Source organism: Streptomyces profundus (assembly GCF_020740535.1).
GTDB lineage: Bacteria > Actinomycetota > Actinomycetes > Streptomycetales > Streptomycetaceae > Streptomyces > Streptomyces profundus.
In genome coordinates this window covers 195,907-213,851 of record NZ_CP082362.1, presented here as the reverse complement: position 1 = coordinate 213,851, position 17,945 = coordinate 195,907, and the positions used below count along the sequence as shown (strand labels likewise).

Annotated in this window: 17 protein-coding genes; 12 read left to right on the top strand and 5 right to left on the bottom strand. The window is 74.5% G+C overall.

Annotation, left to right across the window (positions count from 1 at the left end; translation table 11 throughout):
• The first annotated feature begins 1 nt into the window (after position 1).
• The 6 genes from K4G22_RS00935 (at position 2) to K4G22_RS00910 (ending at position 6,262) form a co-directional block, all read left to right on the top strand.
• A complete protein-coding gene (locus K4G22_RS00935) occupies positions 2-862 on the top strand; it encodes an ABC transporter ATP-binding protein (RefSeq protein ID WP_228077655.1) in 861 nt (286 codons plus the stop codon).
• On the top strand, positions 859-1,854 hold the full coding sequence (locus tag K4G22_RS00930) for an ABC transporter substrate-binding protein (protein WP_228077654.1): 996 nt from the start codon (positions 859-861) through the stop codon (positions 1,852-1,854). The genes K4G22_RS00935 and K4G22_RS00930 overlap by 4 nt, the downstream gene beginning before the upstream one ends.
• Positions 1,855-1,987: 133 nt before the next feature.
• Positions 1,988-3,574: an MFS transporter gene (locus K4G22_RS00925; RefSeq protein WP_228077653.1), complete on the top strand. Its 1,587-nt coding sequence runs from the start codon at positions 1,988-1,990 to the stop codon at positions 3,572-3,574.
• 109 nt (positions 3,575-3,683) lie between these two features.
• A complete protein-coding gene (locus tag K4G22_RS00920; protein WP_228077652.1) occupies positions 3,684-4,313 on the top strand; it encodes a TetR/AcrR family transcriptional regulator in 630 nt (209 codons plus the stop codon).
• A gap of 160 nt (positions 4,314-4,473) precedes the next feature.
• Entirely contained in the window at positions 4,474-4,947 is a 474-nt protein-coding gene (locus tag K4G22_RS00915) for a cupin domain-containing protein (protein ID WP_228077651.1), read from the top strand.
• Positions 4,948-5,056: 109 nt separating this feature from the next.
• Positions 5,057-6,262 carry an acyl-CoA dehydrogenase family protein gene (locus K4G22_RS00910; RefSeq protein ID WP_228077650.1) on the top strand — a complete coding sequence of 402 codons (1,206 nt, stop codon included), beginning with the start codon at positions 5,057-5,059 and terminating at the stop codon, positions 6,260-6,262.
• A gap of 31 nt (positions 6,263-6,293) precedes the next feature.
• Here K4G22_RS00910 and K4G22_RS00905 read toward each other — a convergent pair whose 3' ends face one another.
• Complete coding sequence (locus K4G22_RS00905) at positions 6,294-6,707, bottom strand: hypothetical protein (RefSeq protein ID WP_228077649.1); 414 nt, start codon at positions 6,705-6,707, stop codon at positions 6,294-6,296.
• A gap of 202 nt (positions 6,708-6,909) precedes the next feature.
• Here K4G22_RS00905 and K4G22_RS00900 point away from each other — a divergent pair, with 202 nt between their 5' ends.
• The 5 genes from K4G22_RS00900 (at position 6,910) to fxsA (ending at position 12,644) form a co-directional block, all read left to right on the top strand.
• A complete protein-coding gene (locus tag K4G22_RS00900) occupies positions 6,910-7,350 on the top strand; it encodes an Lrp/AsnC family transcriptional regulator (RefSeq protein WP_228077648.1) in 441 nt (146 codons plus the stop codon).
• 44 nt (positions 7,351-7,394) lie between these two features.
• The gene (locus K4G22_RS00895) at positions 7,395-9,035 is read left to right on the top strand and encodes an amidohydrolase (RefSeq protein ID WP_228077647.1); all 1,641 of its coding nucleotides are present in this window, start codon (positions 7,395-7,397) and stop codon (positions 9,033-9,035) included.
• Between the two features lie 502 nt (positions 9,036-9,537).
• Positions 9,538-11,283, top strand: a complete 1,746-nt coding sequence (lnt, locus tag K4G22_RS00890; protein WP_425336579.1) for an apolipoprotein N-acyltransferase — start codon at positions 9,538-9,540, stop codon at positions 11,281-11,283.
• Positions 11,284-11,287: 4 nt separating this feature from the next.
• Entirely contained in the window at positions 11,288-12,070 is a 783-nt protein-coding gene (locus K4G22_RS00885; protein ID WP_228077646.1) for a polyprenol monophosphomannose synthase, read from the top strand.
• The gene (gene fxsA, locus K4G22_RS00880; protein WP_228077645.1) at positions 12,057-12,644 is read left to right on the top strand and encodes an FxsA family membrane protein; all 588 of its coding nucleotides are present in this window, start codon (positions 12,057-12,059) and stop codon (positions 12,642-12,644) included. Before K4G22_RS00885 ends, fxsA begins: the two co-directional genes overlap by 14 nt.
• Before the next feature lie 241 nt (positions 12,645-12,885).
• On the opposite strand, the gene K4G22_RS00875 is transcribed toward fxsA, so the two are convergent.
• Both K4G22_RS00875 and yczE read right to left on the bottom strand, forming a co-directional pair.
• Complete coding sequence (locus K4G22_RS00875) at positions 12,886-13,260, bottom strand: RNA polymerase-binding protein RbpA (RefSeq protein ID WP_062215891.1); 375 nt, start codon at positions 13,258-13,260, stop codon at positions 12,886-12,888.
• A gap of 170 nt (positions 13,261-13,430) precedes the next feature.
• Positions 13,431-14,120, bottom strand: coding sequence for a membrane protein YczE (gene yczE / locus K4G22_RS00870; protein ID WP_228077644.1), 690 nt, complete (start codon positions 14,118-14,120; stop codon positions 13,431-13,433).
• Between the two features lie 151 nt (positions 14,121-14,271).
• On the opposite strand from yczE, the gene yczR reads away from it, so the two are divergent.
• Entirely contained in the window at positions 14,272-15,774 is a 1,503-nt protein-coding gene (gene yczR / locus K4G22_RS00865) for a MocR-like transcription factor YczR (RefSeq protein WP_228077643.1), read from the top strand.
• Positions 15,775-15,799: 25 nt separating this feature from the next.
• Here the strand turns inward: yczR and K4G22_RS00860 are convergent, their stop codons facing one another.
• Together K4G22_RS00860 and K4G22_RS00855 are read right to left on the bottom strand one after the other, a co-directional pair.
• Positions 15,800-16,186: a VOC family protein gene (locus K4G22_RS00860; RefSeq protein WP_228077642.1), complete on the bottom strand. Its 387-nt coding sequence runs from the start codon at positions 16,184-16,186 to the stop codon at positions 15,800-15,802.
• 109 nt (positions 16,187-16,295) lie between these two features.
• Entirely contained in the window at positions 16,296-17,939 is a 1,644-nt protein-coding gene (locus tag K4G22_RS00855) for a bifunctional 3'-5' exonuclease/DNA polymerase (protein WP_228077641.1), read from the bottom strand.
• Between the last annotated feature and the right edge of the window lie 6 nt (positions 17,940-17,945).

Here is a 17,945-nt window from a genome sequence, read left to right as displayed (position 1 = left end):
GATGCGTCTGCGACTGGACTCCGTCTCCGTCGAGATGGGGGACGCCGCCCTGGTGCGGGCGCTCTCCCTGGACGTCGGCCCCGGCGAGGTGGTGGGGCTCGTCGGCCCCAACGGCAGCGGCAAGTCCACGGCGCTGCGCTGCGTCTACCGCGCCCTGGCCCCGACCGGGGGCGCCGTCTGGCTCGACGACCGGCGGCTGGCCGACCTCCGCCCCCGGGAGGGCGCGCGCGCCGTCGCCGCGCTCACCCAGGAGAACGGCACCGAGCTGGACTTCACGGTCGAGGAGGTCGTGGCCCTCGGCCGCACCCCGCACCTGCGCGGCAACCGGCCGCTGAGCGCCAGGGAACGCGCCCTCTGCCAGTCCGCGATGCGCCGCCTGGACGTGGCCCACCTGGCCGCGCGCGGGGTGCTCACCCTCTCCGGCGGGGAACGTCAACGCGTCCTGGCCGCTCGGGCGTTGGTGCAGGAGGCGGAGGTGCTGGTGTTGGACGAGCCGACCAACCACCTCGACATCCGGCACCAGCTCGCGCTGCTCGGCCTGCTGCGCGACCCCGCCCTCACCGTGCTGGTGGTGCTGCACGACCTGAACCTCGCGGCGGCCGTCTGCGACCGGATCGGCGTCCTCGCCGACGGCGCGCTGGTCGCGGTCGGCACGCCGGCCGAGGTGCTCACCGAGGAGCGGGTCCTTGAGGTCTTCGGCGTCCACGCGACCGTGGTGCCGCATCCGCTGACCGGCGATCCCCAACTCCTCTACTCGCTCCCCGAACCCGACCCCCAGGACCCCCCGCACCCGCCAGCTCCCCCAAGCCCCCCACGCCTCCCGATCGCCGACCGAGGAAACACGCGAGGAATCACGCCATGACCGCACGCCGTGCCCGTACCGCCCTGCCGCCCACCGTCGCCCTCGTCCTCCTGCTCGGCGGCTGCGGGGCCGAGGTCACCGACGACGACGGCGCCGCCGCGGCGACCGCGACCGTCGAGCGCTGCGGCGAGGAGGTGGAGTACCGCCGCCCCGAGCGCGCCGTGGTCTACGAGGCGGGCAGCGCCGACAAGTTGTTCGCGCTCGGCCTGACCGACGCCGTCCACGGCTATGTGATGCCGCCGGCCAACCCGCCGGTCGAGGAGTCGCCCTGGGCGGCCGAGTACGCCCGGGTCGAGATGCTCAGCGACGATCTGCTCAACCGCGAACTGGTGGTGGACGCGCGGGCGGATCTGGTGGTCGCGGGTTGGCAGTCCGGGTTCAGCGACGAGCGGGGGATCACGCCGGAGATCCTGGACGGCCTGGGCATCCAGAGCTATCCGCACAGCGAGACCTGCTACAACTACCCGAACCACCCGCTGGAGGTCGGCCCGTTCGAGGGGCTCTATCTGGACCTGGAACGCCTGGGCGCCATCTTCGGCGTCGAGGAGCGCGCCGAGAGCGTCGTCGCCGAACTGCGCGAGCGGGTCGAGGAGGTGCGCCGGGCCGCCCCCGAGGGCACGCCGCCCCGGGTCTTCCTCTACGACTCGGGCACCGACCAGCCGTTCACCTCGGGCAACCAGGCCCCGCCGCAGGAGATCTTCGAGATCGCCGGCGGGCGCAACATCTACTCCGACCTCACCGAGCGCTGGACGTCGGTCGGTTGGGAGTCCGTCATCGAGGCGGACCCCGAGGTGATCGTCATCCTCGACTACGGCGACCAGCCGGCCGAGGAGAAGATCGCCTTCCTGCGCTCCTCGCCCGCCCTCGCCGAGGTGACCGCGATCAAGGACGACGCGTTCCACATCCTGGACTACAACGAGGCGATCAGCGGCCCGCGCATCGTCGACGGAGCCGAGGGCTTCGGCGCCTACCTCCGCGAGCGCGCCGGCTGAACGGGCGCGGTGGCGGTTCCTTCCCGCCCGGTGCGGCATCCCCCAAAGTAATTGGACTATAGTCCAAGTTGGACGATTGTCCAGTTGTGTGGAGCCCGGGTCGCCATGCCCGGAACCAGTCGAGGGAGATGCCATGGACACCCCGCCCGCGCGGCGGGCCGGACGGAGGGAGTGGGCGGGACTCGCCCTCCTCACCCTGCCCACGCTGCTGCTCGGCCTCGATGTCACCGTGCTCTACCTGGCGCTGCCCGCGCTCGCCGAGGACCTGCGCCCCAGCGGCACCCAGTCGCTGTGGATCATGGACGTCTACGGCTTCCTGATCGCCGGTTTCCTCATCACCATGGGCACCCTGGGGGACCGGATCGGCCGCCGCCGGCTGCTGATGATCGGCGCGGTCGCCTTCGCCGCCGCCTCCGTGCTCGCCGCCTACGCGACCAGCCCCGAGGCGCTGATCGCCGCCCGCGCGGCGCTCGGGATCGCCGGCGCCACCCTGATGCCCTCCACGTTGGCGCTGGTCAGCACCATGTTCCCCGACCCGCGTCAACGGGCCCTGGCCATCGGCGTCTGGGCGACCAGCTTCGCCCTGGGCATGGTCGCGGGACCGCTGGCCGGCGGGCTGCTCCTGGACCGCTACTGGTGGGGCTCGGCCTTCCTGCTCGCGGTGCCCCTGGTCGGCGTCACGGTGCTGGCCGCGCCGTTCCTGCTGCCGGAGTACCGGGACCCGCGCGCCGGTCGCCTCGACCCGGCCAGCGTCGTCCTCTCGCTGGCCGCCATCCTGCCAATCGTCTACGCGGTCAAGCAGTCCGCCGCCCACGGCGTCGAACCGCTCACCCCGCTGGTGCTGTTGATCGGCCTGGGCTCGGGTGTTCTCTTCGTCCGCCGTCAACACGCGCTCGATGAACCGCTGTTGGACATGAGTCTGTTCGCCAGCCGGGCGCTGGGCGCCGCCCTCGCCGTGCTGCTGGTCGGCCTCGTGGGCGTCGGCGGGGTGCTCTTCCTGGTCACCCAGTACCTGCAACTGGTCGCCGGACTCGGCCCGTTGGCCGCCGGCGGGTGGATGGGGCCGCCCGCCCTGGCGATGCTGCTCGCCGCCATCGGCGCGCCGCTGCTCGCCCGGCGGGTGCGCCCCGGACAGGTGGTCGCCGGCACCCTCGCGCTCTCCTCCGCCGGCTATCTGCTGCTCGCCCTGGTGGACGGCGCGGACGGGGTGGGCGCCGTGGTGGCCGGCTTCTCCCTGGTGTATCTGGGGCTCGGGGCCGTCGCCGCGCTCGGCACCGATCTGGTGGTCGGCGCGGCGCCACCGGAGAAGGCGGGCTCCGCCTCCGCGATGTCCGAGACCGTCCAGGAACTCGGCGTCGCGGTCGGCGTCGCCGTCTTCGGCCCGCTCTCCCTCGCCGTCTACCGCGCGCGGCTCGACGACCAGCTCCCGGCCGGCCTCGATCCGGGAGCGGCGGAAGCGGTGCGCGACGGGCTCGCGGGCGCCGTCGCCCACCAGGAGCGGCTGTCCGCCGGCCTGTTGGACCAGGCGCGGGAGGCGTTCACCTCGGGGCTCAACGTCAGCGCCGCCGTCGCCGGGCTCGCCATCCTGGCCCTGGCGGTCCTGGCCGCCGTCACCCTGCGGCATGTCGGCGCGGTCGGCGCGACCGCCCCGGTCGCTGGCGAGGAGCCGGACCCGGTGTCGACCGCCCCGGCGGACGCGCCGGAGCGCACGTCCGCCTGACGCGCCCTTATGGCCGCCCCCGCGCGTGGCATCGCCCCCCGCCGAGATCGCCTACCCTGTCCTGGCCGGCGCCGGCCTGGAGCGTCGGGCGCGGGCGGGAGGGCCGGAGGTGGCAGAGGTGGCAGATGCGGGCAAGCGTGGCGCGGAGGCCCAAGGGCCCGCCGCGGTCGACGGTCGGAGGGCCAGGGGCGAACGGCGCCGGGCCGAGATCATCGAGGCCACGCTGCGTGTGGTGCGCCGGGACGGCGCCGCCGGGGTCACCCACCGCTCGGTGGCCCGCGAGGCGGGCGTGCCGACCAGCCTGACCACCTACCACTTCGCCTCCATCGACGACCTGTTGGTGGCCGCCCTGACCACCGTCGCCGACGACTACACCCGCGAGCTGCGGGCCATCATCGACGGGCCAGGCGACCCGCTCGACGGGCTGGCCGCGTTCATCGCCGCCGGCGCCACGGAACGCACCCGCTGCTTCGCCGAGCGCGAGCTGTCCACGCTGGCCGCCCGGCGGCCGGCGCTGCGCCCGGCCGCGCGCGACTGGCGGGAGCTGGTGGCGGAGATCGGGCGGAGCCAGAGCGAGGACCCGGTGGCGGTCGAGGCGATGGTCGCCGCCGCCGACGGGCTCTGCGCGAGCATCCTGCTGGGCGGCACCGAGCCCGATCTCGACCTGATCCGCACCGTGCTGGCGCACACCCTCGGCGTCCGGAAGGCGCCGGGCGCACGCCGGCCGACGGGGGGTTGAACAGGTGTGCCAGGGGGCGCGCGTTGGCGCGTTGGGCGCTGGGCATGATCGGCCTACCGAGGCGAGACGTTTTCCGACCCCAGCGGGTTCGGACCCTTTTCAGAGAGGCGGAACAGATGGACGAGCGTGGGCAGTCGACGGGGCGTGGAGGGGGATGTTGATGCGGGGCGGACGTCCCATCAGGCGGGCCGGCACCTTCGCCGCGCTGGCCGGGCCCTTAGTACTGGTCGCGTTCCCCTCCGCGTCCGTCGCCGGCTCGGGCGGGCAACAGCGGGTGCAGTCCGAGACGCTGGCCGAGGGCGTCGCGCCGCACGGGGTGCGGATCGAGGCGGAGGGCCCGACGGACGTGGTGCAGCGCGTGATCACCATCGAGCCCGGCGGCTCCACCGGCTGGCACTACCACGACGGGCCGCTGCTGGCCGTGATCGCCTCCGGCACCCTCACCCGCACCCTGGAGGACTGCACGGTCGAGGTGTCCCACGCGGGCGACTCGTTCGTCGAACCGCACGGCCCCGGGCATGTCCATGTGGGGCGCAACCTCGGCGACGAGCCGGTGGTGCTCTACGCCACCTATATGGTCCCCCAGGGGGCACCGCTCTCGGTGGACGCCGAGGACCCCGGCTGCCCCGGGTAGCGCGCGGCAGCGCACCACCCATTCGTTGATCGCCACCCGCTCGCCCACCGGCCACCGCCGGAGCGAGGGGATCGGCGGGCCACTCGTACCCGCCACGCATGGAGGAGTCATGGCCACCACCACTCGGAACGGCCCAGCCGGTCCGCTCACCGGGCTCACCCGCCCCACCGGGCTCACCGATGAGGCCGGCGAACTGCTGGGCCTGGCCCGGGAGTTCGCGACCAAGGAGATCCATCCGCCCGCCGCGGACGAGGAGGCGGCCGGGGTCTTCCCCCGGGCGACCTTCGCGAAGCTGTCCCGCCTCGGGCTCCTCGCCCTGCCCTACCCGTCCGAGTACGGCGGCGGCGACCAGCCCTACGAGGTCTATCTGCGGGTCCTGGAGGAGCTGGCCGCGGCCCGGCTGACCGTCGGCATGGGCGTCAGCGTGCACACCCTCGCCTGCCACGCGCTGGCCAGCTTCGGCGAGCCCGGCCAGCGGGACGCCTGGCTGCCCGCCATGCTGGAGGGCCAACTGCTGGGCGGCTACTGCCTGTCGGAGCCGACCGCGGGATCGGACGCGGCGAGCCTGCGCACCCGGGCGGTGCGGGACGGCGACGACTGGGTCATCAGCGGCACCAAGGCGTGGATCACCCACGGCGGGATCGCCGACTTCTACACCGTGCTGGCCCGCACGGGCGAGCAGGGGCCCAAGGGCATCACCGCGTTCCTGGTGCCCGGCGACGCCGCGGGGCTCACCGCGGCGCTCCCCGAGCGCAAGATGGGGCTCTCCGGGTCGCCCACCACCCAACTGCACTTCGACGGGGTGCGGATCCCGGACGAACGCCGCCTCGGGGAGCTGGGGCGCGGCCTGTCCATCGCCCTGGACGCCCTGGACGCCGGGCGTCTCGGCATCGCCGCCTGCGCCGTCGGCCTGGCGCGGGCGGCCTGGGAGGAGGCGGCGGCCTTCACCGCGCGCCGCCGGCAGTTCGGCCGGCCGATCGCCGACTTCCAGGGCACCAGGTTCCTGCTGGCCGAGCTGGCCACCCAGATCGAGGCCGGCCGCGCCCTCTGTCTGGCCGCCGCCCGGCTGCGCGACACGGGCGCGCCGTTCACGGCCCAGGCCGCGATGGCCAAGCTGTTCTGCACGGACACGGCGATGCGGGTCACCGTGGACGCGGTGCAGCTGATGGGCGGTTACGGCTACAGCGCCGACTACCCGGCCGAGCGCTATCTGCGCGAGGCAAAGGTGCTCCAGATCGTCGAGGGGACCAACCAGATCCAACGGTTGGTCATCGCCCGCGAGTTGCTCAAGGACGCGGAGGCGCCCGCTCGGTGAACGCGGCTCCCCGGCGCCGGCGGCTGGCGCCTCAGGCGGCCTGCCGCAGCGCCGGGGCCGGCCCCGCGGCGTGCGAGAACGGCTGGAGGCGCCAGTCGAGGCCCTCGGGGAGCGCGGCCAGCGTCAGCGCGTCGCCCACCGAGGGCAGCGCCACCTGAGCGACCCAGCCGGCCTCGTTGGGCTCAAGGCCCGAGCCCGGACAGACCGTCAGCCCGAACGGGTTGAACGGCGTGGAGCAGAGCGCGTGCCGCGGCAGCGGCTCGTCGTGCGCGCCCAGCGCGATGGGGCGGTTGCACTCCGGGCAGACCACCCGCAGCGCCTCCACCTCCGCCAGGTCGTCGAGCCCTTCGGGGCGTTGCTCGTCTCCCATTTCCTGGTCGGTCTCCTCAAGGATCGTCAATGCGGTGCGGTGGGTGGCACGTCTGGGTGGCTGAAGCCGGTGCATACATCCCCCTTGGGCGGCACGGATATCGGCCACTGCAAGAATTGCCCGTGGCGATCGGCGGATAATCGTGCGACCCCGAGACGCCCTGGAGTGGCGTTTGTGGTCTTCATCACAGTTCGGAGACGAACGGGTGTGCCGTCCGACCACCGTACGCGCCCCACGGTGCGGCACCCGACCGACGGTACGGGTAGGTTACGGAATCGTGGAGGAACTGGACCGGCGCATCGTGGAACTGCTCGTCAGGGACGGGCGGATGAGCTACACCGACCTGGGCAAGGCCACCGGCCTGTCCACGTCCGCCGTCCACCAACGGGTGCGTCGCCTGGAGCAGCGCGGCGTCATCCGGGGCTACGCGGCCATCGTGGACCCCGACGCCGTGGGGCTGCCGATGACGGCGTTCATCTCCGTCAAGCCGTTCGACCCCAGCGCCCCCGACGACATCGCCGACCGGCTCGCCGGGGTCTCCGAGATCGAGGCCTGCCACAGCGTCGCGGGCGACGAGAGCTACATCCTCAAGGTGCGGGTCGCCGCCCCGGCCGAGCTGGAGCATCTGCTGGCCCGCATCCGCACCCTGGCCGGCGTCTCCACCCGGACCACCGTGGTGCTCTCCACCCCCTACGAGGCCAGGCCGCCCCGGATCTGACCCCGCGCCGCCCCCGCTCCCGGCGCACCGGGAGACTTGGGCCCATGACCCAACGCACCACCTCCGGCGCGCGCCCGGCCTCCGTGCTGCTGCGCCGGGGCGAGATCCACAGCCCGGCCGATCCCTTCGCCACCGCCATGCTGGTCACCGGGGACCGCGTCGCCTGGCTCGGCTCCGAGTCCGCGGCCGACGCGCTCGCCGACTTCGCCGACGAGACGGTGGACCTGGCGGGCTCCCTCGTCACCCCCGCCTTCACGGACGCCCATGTGCACACCACGGCGACCGGGCTCGCCCTCACCGGCCTCGACCTGAGCGGGGCCGGTGACCTCGGCGCCGCCCTGGCCGCCGTCAGCGCCCACGCCGAAGGCCGGCCGGCCCACGAGGTGCTGCTCGGCCACGGCTGGGACGCCGCCCGCTGGCCCGAGCGCCGCGCGCCAGGACGCGCCGAGCTCGACCGCGCCGCCGGCGGCCGGCCGCTCTACCTCTCGCGTGTCGACGCGCACTCGGCGCTGGCCACCACCGCCCTCCTCGACCTGGTCCCCGGTGTCACCCGGCGCGCCGGCTGGGCCGAGGACCAGCCGCTGACCGGCGACGCCCACCACGCGGTGCGCCGCGCCGCCTACGGCACCCTCACCCCACGCCAGCGCGCCGAGGCCCAGCGCGCCGCCAGGCGCCGGGCCGCCGCCCAGGGCATCGGCGCCCTCCACGAGTGCGCCGGCCCCGAGATCTCCAGCGAGGAGGACCTGGTCGCGCTGCTGGCCCTCGCCTCGGCCGAGCCGGGGCCCCGCGTCGTCGGCTACTGGGCGGAGCGCGTCACCGACGCCAAGGACGTCCAACGCGTCCGCGAGCTCGGCGCCCTGGGCGCGGCCGGCGACCTCTTCGCCGACGGCTCCCTCGGCTCGCACACGGCCCACCTCGGCCAGCCCTACGCCGACGCCCCCGGCACCGGTCTGGCCCACCTCACCGAGGACGAGATCGCCACCCATGTCGCGGTCTGCACCGAGGCCGGCCTCCAGGCCGGCTTCCACGCCATCGGCGACGCGGCCGTCGGCACCGTCCTGCGCGGCACCCGCGCCGCCGCGAAACGCGTCGGCCTGGACCGGGTACGGGGGCTGCGCCACCGCGTCGAGCACGCCGAGCTGCTCACCGAGGCGCTGATCGGCGAGCTGGCCGCCCTCGGGATGACCGCGTCCGTCCAGCCCGCCTTCGACGCCACCTGGGGCGGCCAGGACGGCATGTACGCCGCCCGGCTCGGCGCCGAACGCGCCGCCGCCCTCAACCCGTTCGCCGCCCTGGCCCGGGCCGGGGTGCCGCTCGCCTTCGGCTCCGACGCCCCCGTCACGCCGCTCGACCCCTGGGGCGCGCTGCGCGCCGCCGCCCACCACCGCACCCCCGCGCACCGGATCTCGGTGCGGGCCGCCTTCACCGCCCACACCAGGGGCGGCTGGCGGGCCGTAGGCCGCGACGACGCCGGCGTCCTGGTGCCGGGCGCGCCGGCCGACTACGCGGTCTGGCACACCGGGGAGCTCCTCGTCCAGGCGCCCGACGACCGGGTCGCCCGCTGGTCGACCGACCCCAGGTCCGGCACCCCGGGGCTGCCCGACCTGAGCCCGGGGACGCCGCTCCCCGAGTGCCAACGCACCGTGGTCGGCGGGCAGATCGTGTACGACCGGCTGAACGAGTGATCTCGCCGCAGACGATACCGCCGAACGACGTGTGCTCCGCCGGTCGAACGGGCGCCCCCGCTCCGCACTGACCAGCCGCTTTAAGGGGAAAACGCAGGTCAGAGGTGTGTTGACAGCCAGCGGTCGGCAACGGGTAGGTTCGGCCGGGTCCACCACAGGACGTCCGGCCGGCGCTCCTTCGCGCAGTCGTCGAACGCTGCTGGGCCAGAGGGCGGATGCCACGCCGGCATTCCGCCACCGGGAGCCAGGTCCAGTGTCCGCGGCACGGGGGCGGGAGGTTTCGCCCGGCCGGCGGGTGCGACCCGGGGCGGGGCCCGGACGCTCAGTAGACAACGGCTTTCGGTCGACCCGCAGCCAGCGGGTCCCGGGTCGGACCGAAGGGCGCCGGGTCCCGATCCGCAGCCGGGCTCGCCCGCCCGAGCCGGACCGTGTGATCGGTCGTCGTGGCATTCGAGGTACGGTCGTTCATCATCGCCCGCTCTCCAGAGAGGCCACGACCGTGGTGCCATCGGGCCCAGAGACGACCGCGACGGACGAGCCCCCGGGGACCAGCCCGGGGCCGGTCGCGCCCGCCGAGCCGGCCGACGACCCGCCGCCGGCCCGCACCCCCGTGTCGCCACGCCGCCCCGGGCGGCTCCGGCGGCTGGTCGCCGCGCTGCGACACGACTGGCCGGCCACCCTGCTCGCCGCCCTCGCCGGGCTCGCCCTCGTGCCCGCCTTCCCGCCCTACGACATCTGGCCGCTCTCGCTGCTCGCGGTGGCCGCGCTCTCGCTGCTCACCCGGGGCCGCAGCGCGGGCCGAGGCGGCTGGCTGGGCTTCGTCATGGGTGTGCCGTTCTTCCTCGGCCTGCTCAGCTGGCTGCGGGTGATCGGCTGGGACGCCACGGTCGGCCTGTCGGTGATCGAGGCGCTGTTCTTCGTCCCGCTGGGCGCCGGTCTCGCCGCGACCGCCAGGACGCGGCTCTGGCCGCTGTGGGCCGCCTGCCTGTGGGTCGCCCAGGAGTGGGCGCGCGACCGCGTCCCGTTCGGCGGCTTCCCCTGGGGCCGGCTCGCCTTCGCCAACACCAGCACCCCGTTCACGCCGCTGGCCGCCATCGGCGGCGCGCCGCTGGTCACCTTCGCGGTCGCGCTCGCCGCCGCGCTGCTGGCCTGGGCGGCGCTGCGCCTGTGGGCGCTGCGGCGCGCCGGCGGCCGTGCCCCGCGCGCCTTCCTGCCCGCGCTGGGCGGCGCGGGCCTGGCCGTGGCCGTCGGCGCCGGCGGCTACGCCGTGCCGGTGCCCACGGCCGCCGCCGACACCGTCACGGTCGCGGTGGTGCAGGGCAATGTGCAGCAGGCCGGGATGGACTTCCTGGGCCGGCCCATGATGATCCTCAACAACCATGTGGAGGCCACCCTCGAACTGGCCGACGACGTCGCCGCCGGCCGCGCCGACCGGCCGGACCTGGTGCTCTGGCCGGAGAACGCCTCCGACCTCGACCCCTACCGCCGGCCCGAGGCGTACGCGGCGATCGACCGGGCCGCCCGCGCCATCGGGGTGCCCATCCTGGTGGGCGCCCTGGTCGACCACCCGACCCGGGAGGGCTACGTCGAGAACCAGGGCATCGTCTGGGACCCGGAGACGGGCCCGGGCGACTCGTACACCAAGCAGCACCCCGTGCCGTTCGGCGAGTACGTGCCCTTCCGCGACCAGCTGAGCAAGGTGATCACCCGCCTGGACCGGGTCCCGCGCGACTTCTGGCCCGGTGAGAGCTCCGGCGTGCTGGACGTCGGCCCGGCCCGGCTCGGCGATGTGATCTGCTTCGAGGTGGCCTACGACGGCATCGTCAGGGACACCGTCAACGACGGCGCCCGCGCGCTCGTCGTGCAGACCAACAACGCCACCTACGGCAGGACCGGACAGCCCGAACAGCAACTGGCCATGTCCCAGCTGCGCGCCGTGGAGCACGGCCGGGCCATCGTCACCGTGGCGACCAGCGGCATCAGCGCCGTGGTCGCCCCCGACGGCACCATCGAGCAGCGCACCGAGGAGTTCACCCAGGACGTCCTGGTGGCCGAGCTCCCGCTGCGCGACGACCGGACGCTCGCCGACCGGGTGGGCGCGGCCCCCGAGTGGGCGCTGGCCTTCGGCGGCCTGCTGGCCTGGGCCTGGACGGGCGCGGGACCACGGCTGGCCCGCCGCCGGGCGGGCACGGCGGCCCCCGGGGAGGGCGGCGCCGAAGCGGAGGGCGCGGGGGAGCGGAAGGAGTGAACGGGTGAGGGACGGCGCGCGGGTCCACCCACCGCTGGGCCGGGTCCTGGTGATCATCCCGACCTACAACGAGGCGGACAACCTGCCACCGCTGGTGGAGCGCCTGCGGGCCACCATGCCGGAGTGCGATCTGCTGATCGCCGACGACAACAGCCCGGACGGCACCGGGAAGCTCGCCGACGAGCTGGCCGCCGCCGACCCCGGCGTCCAGGTCCTGCACCGGCCGGGCAAGGAGGGCCTGGGCGCCGCCTATCTGGCCGGCTTCCGCTGGGGCCTCGAACGCGGCTACGAGGTGCTGGTCGAGATGGACGGCGACGGGTCCCACCAGCCGGAGGAGCTGCCCCGGCTGCTGACGGCGCTGGCGGGCGCGGATGTGGTGCTGGGCTCCCGCTGGGTGCCCGGCGGCCGGATCGTCAACTGGCCGCGCTACCGCCAACTGCTCTCCCGGGGCGGCAGCGCCTACTCCCGGATCGTCCTCGGCCTCCCGATCCGCGATGTCACCGGCGGCTTCCGCGCGTTCCGCGCCGAGGTGCTGGACGGCGCCTTCCTCACCGACGTCGCCTCCCAGGGGTACTGCTTCCAGGTGGACCTCGCCCACCGGGCGATCAGAACCGGTCATCGGGTGGTCGAGGTGCCCATCACCTTTGTCGAACGTGCCCATGGCAACAGCAAGATGAGCCGGGACATCGTGATCGAGGCGCTCTGGCGGGTCACCGCCTGGGGGGTGGCCACCCGCATCGGAAAAATCTTCCGACGGCAGGCACACTTACACCATGACAACCGGTAGTCCTGACCCGTACCGAGCCCGGCACACCGGTGCCACCCGCGCGACCCGCCGCAGGCGCGGCCCGCTGGCGCTGGTGCCCGTGGCGGTCGCCGTGCTGGCCCTGCTGGAGATCTGGCTGCTGACGCTGGTGGGGCGGGCGGCCGGCGGGCTGACCGTCTTCCTGCTGCTGGCCGCCGGCGTGGTGGTGGGCGCCCTGGTGATCCGGCACGCGGGGCGGCGCGCCTGGCAACGGCTGGCGGCCCAGGCCAAGGGTGAACCCGAGCCCAAGGGCGCCTCGTCCTCCGGCGGTGGGGTGCTCACCATGCTGGGCGGCCTCCTGCTGATGGTGCCCGGCCTGATCTCCGACGTGCTGGGGCTGCTCTGCCTCTTCCCGCCCACCGCCCGCCTGATGCGCCGCTCCGTCGCCCGTTCGGTGGAACGCCACACCTGGCCCGTCGGCCCGGCCTTCCGCCAGGCGACCGACGCGGCCCGCCGCCGCCAGGGCCACCACACCGTCCAGGGCGAGGTCATCCGCGACGACGCGCCTCCTCGCGACGGCGAGCGCGACGCCCCCCGCGACGACCAGGGCCGCTGACCGCTCCCGGCGCGTGGCCCCGAACGGCCTACCGGTCCGGCTTCTGGTCCGGCCGGTCCGCCGGGGTCGCCACCGCGTCCGAGCGGCGGCCGGACGGCGTGCCGGCCCGACGCGGTGGTGGTTCGTCCGGTCCCGCCGGGGCCGTGGCCGTGGCGGCGGGGGAAGCCGAGAGGCCCGCGTCACCGACTTGGTGACGCGGGCCTCTCTCGGGCTTGTGGCAACCGCCGATCGGCGGATCGCGCTAAGCGGACTTGCGGCTGTCCCGGGGATGTACGGCGATGTTCATCGCCCCCGAGCGCAGAACCGCGAGCCGTTCGGCCAACACCTCTTCCAACTCCTCGCGGGTGCGCCGCTCCATCAGCATGTCCCAGTGCGTTCGTGCGGGCTTTCCCTTCTTCTCCTCCGGGCCCTCGCCGTCAACCAGCAAGGCCTGGGCGCCGCAGACCTTGCACTCCCATTCCGGAGGAATCTCGGCCTCGACCGAGAAGGGCATCTCGAACCGATGCCCGTTCTGGCATTGGTACTCCACCGCCTGACGCGGCGCGAGGTCGATGCCGCGGTCCGTCTCGTAGCTGGTCACCACGAGCCGCGTGCCGCGCAGAGCTCGCTCACTCATGAATCGTGCCTCCCGGGCTGGTCGCCCACAGGACAGGTGTCGCTGTCATCATCAATCCGGTCAACGTCCGGTCGGCGGTGAAGATTCCCGTTGTAGGTCATGCGTCGCCCGTCGTACCGCCCCTTCTTGTACCCACCACCGCCCGGTTTGTCACATCTGAGAGGGGGATGTCACCCGGCGTCCATCGAGGATGGCTCGCGGTCACGGTCCATCCGGCGGGACCAAGGGCGTAGAATACCCCGCCGTCGCCGGACTTCGAAATCCATTCCGGGTGACGCGTCGGGGATCGTCAGCACGCGCAGGAAGAACTGCGCCAGGGGGCCGATCGCGAGGGCGTAGACCACCGTACCGACTCCGGCCGTGCCGCCGAGGAGGATTCCGGTCAGCAGAACCAGCAGCTCGATGCCGGTGCGCACGCGCCGGATCGAGCGGCCGGTGCGCCTGCTGAGCCCGGTCATCAGCCCGTCGCGCGGCCCGGATCCGAGGGCGGCGGAGAGGTAGAGGCCGGTGGCGAACCCGTTGAGCGGCACCGCGACGAGCAGCAGCGGTATGCGGACCGGGAGCCCTTCGGCCGTCGGGACCAGGGCGAGGGTGGCGTCCATCACGAGGCCGACCAGCGCCGCGTTGGAGAGGGTGCCGAGCCCGGGTCGCTCCCGGAGCGGGATCCAGAGCAGCAGCACCAGGACGCCGGCGATGGTGATCACCAGGCCGATGGAGAGCCCCGTGTGGTCGCTCACCCCCTGGTGGAAGACGTTCCACGGGTCGAGCCCGAGCCCGGCTCGCAGCAGCAGGGCGATGCTGGCGCCGTAGAGCAGCAGTCCGGCGTACAGCCGGACCAGACGGCGCGAGAGATGGCGCATCGACGGGGACCCCCTTGGTTGACCGAACTTCTTGACCGCGGTTGTTGACCGAGGTGCTTGAATTGGACTGGTAGGCGCAGGCCCAAGCGCACTCTCCGGTGCCGATTGGCGCCTTGGGTACGGCCAATGCGGGAAAGGTGGACTGATTCTGATGCCCGAGTGGACCTCAACGGTCGGAACGGGTCAGCTGGCGCGGCTGTTGACCTCCCAGGAGCGCTACGAGCGGACGCCCGGAGCGCGGCGGGCGCCCGCGTACCGGACGCTGGCCGACGGGGTCCGCCTGCTGGTGTTGGAGGGCCGGGTGCCGGTCGGCGCCCGGCTGCCGGCGGAACGCGAGTTGGCCGGCGCGCTCTCCGTCAGCCGCACCACGGTCGCCGCCGCCTTCGACGCGCTGCGCTCCGACGGCTTTCTCGAGTCGAGGCGGGGCGCCGGAAGCTGGACGGCGGTGCCGGCCGGCCGGCCGCTGCCGGCCCGTGGGCTGGAGCCGCTGCCGCCCGAGGCGGTCGGTTCGATGATCGACCTGGGCTGCGCCGCGCTGCCGGCACCCGAGCCCTGGCTCACCCGCGCCTGCCAGGCGGCGCTCGCGGCGCTGCCGCCCGCCGCGCTCACCCACGGCGACTTCCCCGCCGGGCTGCCCGCGCTGCGGCAGGCGCTCGCCGACCGCTACACCGCGCGCGGTGTGCCCACCATGCCGGAGCAGATCATGGTCACCACCGGCGCGATGGGCGCGATGGCCGCGCTCTGCCGGATGTTCGCCTCGGGCGAGCGGGTCGCCGTGGAGCATCCGTCCTACGCCAATGTGCTTCAGCTGATGAGGGACACGGGGGCGCGCCTGGTGCCGGTGCCGATGACCGAGGGCGCCCCCGGCTGGGATCTGGCGGCCTGGCGCCGCACCCTGACCGAGGCGGCGCCCCGGATGGCCTATGTGGTCGCCGACTTCCACAATCCGACCGGCGCGCTGGCCGACGACGACCAGCGGCGCGAGCTGGTGGCCGCCGCCAGGGCGGCCGGGACGGTGCTGGTGGTGGACGAGACCATGGTCGACCTGGCGTTGGACGAGGAGCCGGCGCGCCAACCGCCGCGCCCGATGAGCGCCTTCGACCACGGGGGCGCCGGGGTGATCACCGTCGGCTCGGCCAGCAAGACCTTCTGGGCCGGACTGCGCATCGGCTGGGTGCGCGCCGCCCCCGAGGTGATCAGGGGACTGATCTCCCGCCGGGCCTACGCGGACCTCGGCAGCCCGGTCCTCGAACAGCTCGCGGTGGCCTGGCTGTTGACCTCGGGCGGCTGGGAGGGCGCGATCGAGCAGCGCCGCGACGAGGTCAGGGCCAGTCGCGACGATGTGGTCCGCGCCCTGCGGGAGCACCTGCCGAGCTGGGAGTTCACCGTGCCCGCCGGCGGCCTGACCCTCTGGGTGCGGGCCGGCGGGCTGTCCGGCTCCCGGATCGCCGAGGCGGGCGAACGGTGCGGCGTCCGGCTGCCGTCGGGCCCGCGCTTCGGCGTGGGCGGCGCCTTCGAGGGCTATGTGCGGGTGCCGTTCACCGTGCGGGGCCCGGTGGCCGAGCAGGCCGCCGTGCGGCTGGCCGCCGCCGTCGACCTCGTCGCCCGGCACGGCGCCCAGGGCCAGGACCTGCCGCCCGGCTACACCAGCTGACCCCGGGCCGCCGCACCGGAGGGGCTCAGGGCTGCCGCGGCCCCTGGATGAGCTGGAGGTAGTTGCCGTCCGGATCCTCGACGGTGGAGAAGAGCCAGCCGTCGCCGTTGTCCTCCACGGGGCGCACCCAGGTGACGCCCAGGGAGTCGAGATGCCGCTCGGCGGCCCTGATGTCGCGCACCGTGATGTTGATCAGATGACGTCCGGGCTCGGCGGCCTTCGGCGCCACGTCGTCCCGCTGGTCGAAGCCGATGATCGCGCCGGGGCCGACCGCCAGCAGATGCTCCTCCCAACGCGCGCCCAGGGGTTCGAGGGCGGCGCGGTACCAGGCGATCAGCGGCTCGATGTCCGTGGCGCCGATCAGGATGCCGAGGCCCTCGACGTTCGCGGGGGCGCTCTCGGGGATTGCCATGGGTTTCCACCTCCGGTGGGTCGATGAGCGTGCTTGAGCACGCAGAAGAGAGGACCGCGCGGACCGGCGGAACTCATCGCTCCGGGCGCGGCGTTCTCGGGGGCCGGGCTCATTTGGCCTCCGCGTAGGTCTCGACGGCGGCCGTGGTGAACGGGAAGACCACCGGCGTGTCGCCGAACGCCAGGCGGGCCGCCGCCGAGGAGGCCGCCGTGATGGCGGCGGTGACCGCGGCGACCTCCTCCTCGGGGCAGTGCACCAGGACCTCGTCGTGTTGGAAGAAGACCAGCTCGGCGCGGAGTTCGCGCAGGCTCCCGCGGAGCGCGGCCAGCATCAGCAGGGCCCACTCGGCCGCGCTGCCCTGGACCACGAAGTTGCGCGTGAAGCGGCCCCTGGCGCGGGCCGCCGCGCCCGACCTGGCCGTGCCGTCCTCGTCCTCGACCGGGCAGGTGCGGCCCAGCCAGGTGCGGACCAGCTCGCCGCGCTCGCCGGCCAGGGCCGCCTCGTCCACACAGGCCACGGCGAGGGGGAAGCGGCGGCGCAGATCGGCCAGATGACGCAGCCCGTCGCCCGACGTCTGCCCGTACATCGCGCCCAGCAGGCTGAGCTTGGCGGCCTCCCGCTCGCCGGAGAAGCCCTGGCGGGCGAGCCGGGTGTAGAGGTCGTCCGGGCTGGCGGCCACCGCCATCAGCCCCCGGTCCCCCGAGATCGCGGCCAGCACGCGCGGCTCCAACTGCGCGGCGTCCGCGACGACGAGCCGCCAGCCCGGATCGGCCACCACCGCCCGGCGCACCACCCGGGGGATCTGCAACGCCCCGCCGCCGTGCGTGGTCCAGCGGCCCGACATGGTGCCGCCGACGACGTACTCCGTGCGGAAGCGGCCGTCGCGCACCCAGGTGCGCAGCCAGGACCAGCCGTGCGCCGTCCAGATGCGGTAGAGCCGCTTGTACTCCAGCAGCGGTGCCACCGCCGGATGGTCGATCCGGCGCAACTCCCAGGCCCTGGTGCTCTCCACCCGCACCCCGGCCCGGCCGAAGGCCCTGACCACCTCGGCCGGCAGATCGGGCCGCACCCGGGCGCCGCCGAACGCGGCGGAGATCTCCTCGGACAGCTCGGCCAGCCGCCTCGGCTCGGCGCCGCCCGGATAGCGCTCGCCCAACAGCTCGTCCAGCAGCCGCCGATGGATATCGGCGCGCCAGGGCAGCCCGGCCACCCGCAGCTCCGCCGCCACCAGCGTGCCGGCGGACTCGGCGGCCAGCAACAGCCGCATCCGGTCCGGGCGTTCGGTGAGCGCGATCCGCTCCCGCTGCGCCGCGTACACGGCGAGCAGCGCGGCCAGCGGGTCGGCGTCGCCCGGCAGCGGCGCCGGGGACGCGTCGAAGAGGGAGGGCTGGTCGGTCGGCGCCGCGGGGGGCGGATCGGCCGGCTCTGGCTGCCGGGTGAGCCTGGCCAGGGCTGCGGCCAGCGAACGCGGCCGGCCCCAGGCGCCCTCGTACGCCAGCAGCAGCGCCTCGGCCGCCTCCACGTCGTGGCACCGCTCGACCCGGCCGCCGGCGGCCAGCACCGCCGGATAGACCGAGGCCGTGGACCGCCAGACCCAGCGCGTCACCCATGGCCTGGCCCTGACCGCCTCGGCGGCGCCGGGCGCGGCCTGCTCGCCGCCGGCCCGCCGCCCGGCGGCGTCCAGCGGGACGACCCGCACGGAGCCGTCCGGATACTCGGCCAGCGCGCAGTGCGCCACCCGCTCTTCGTTCATGTGAGC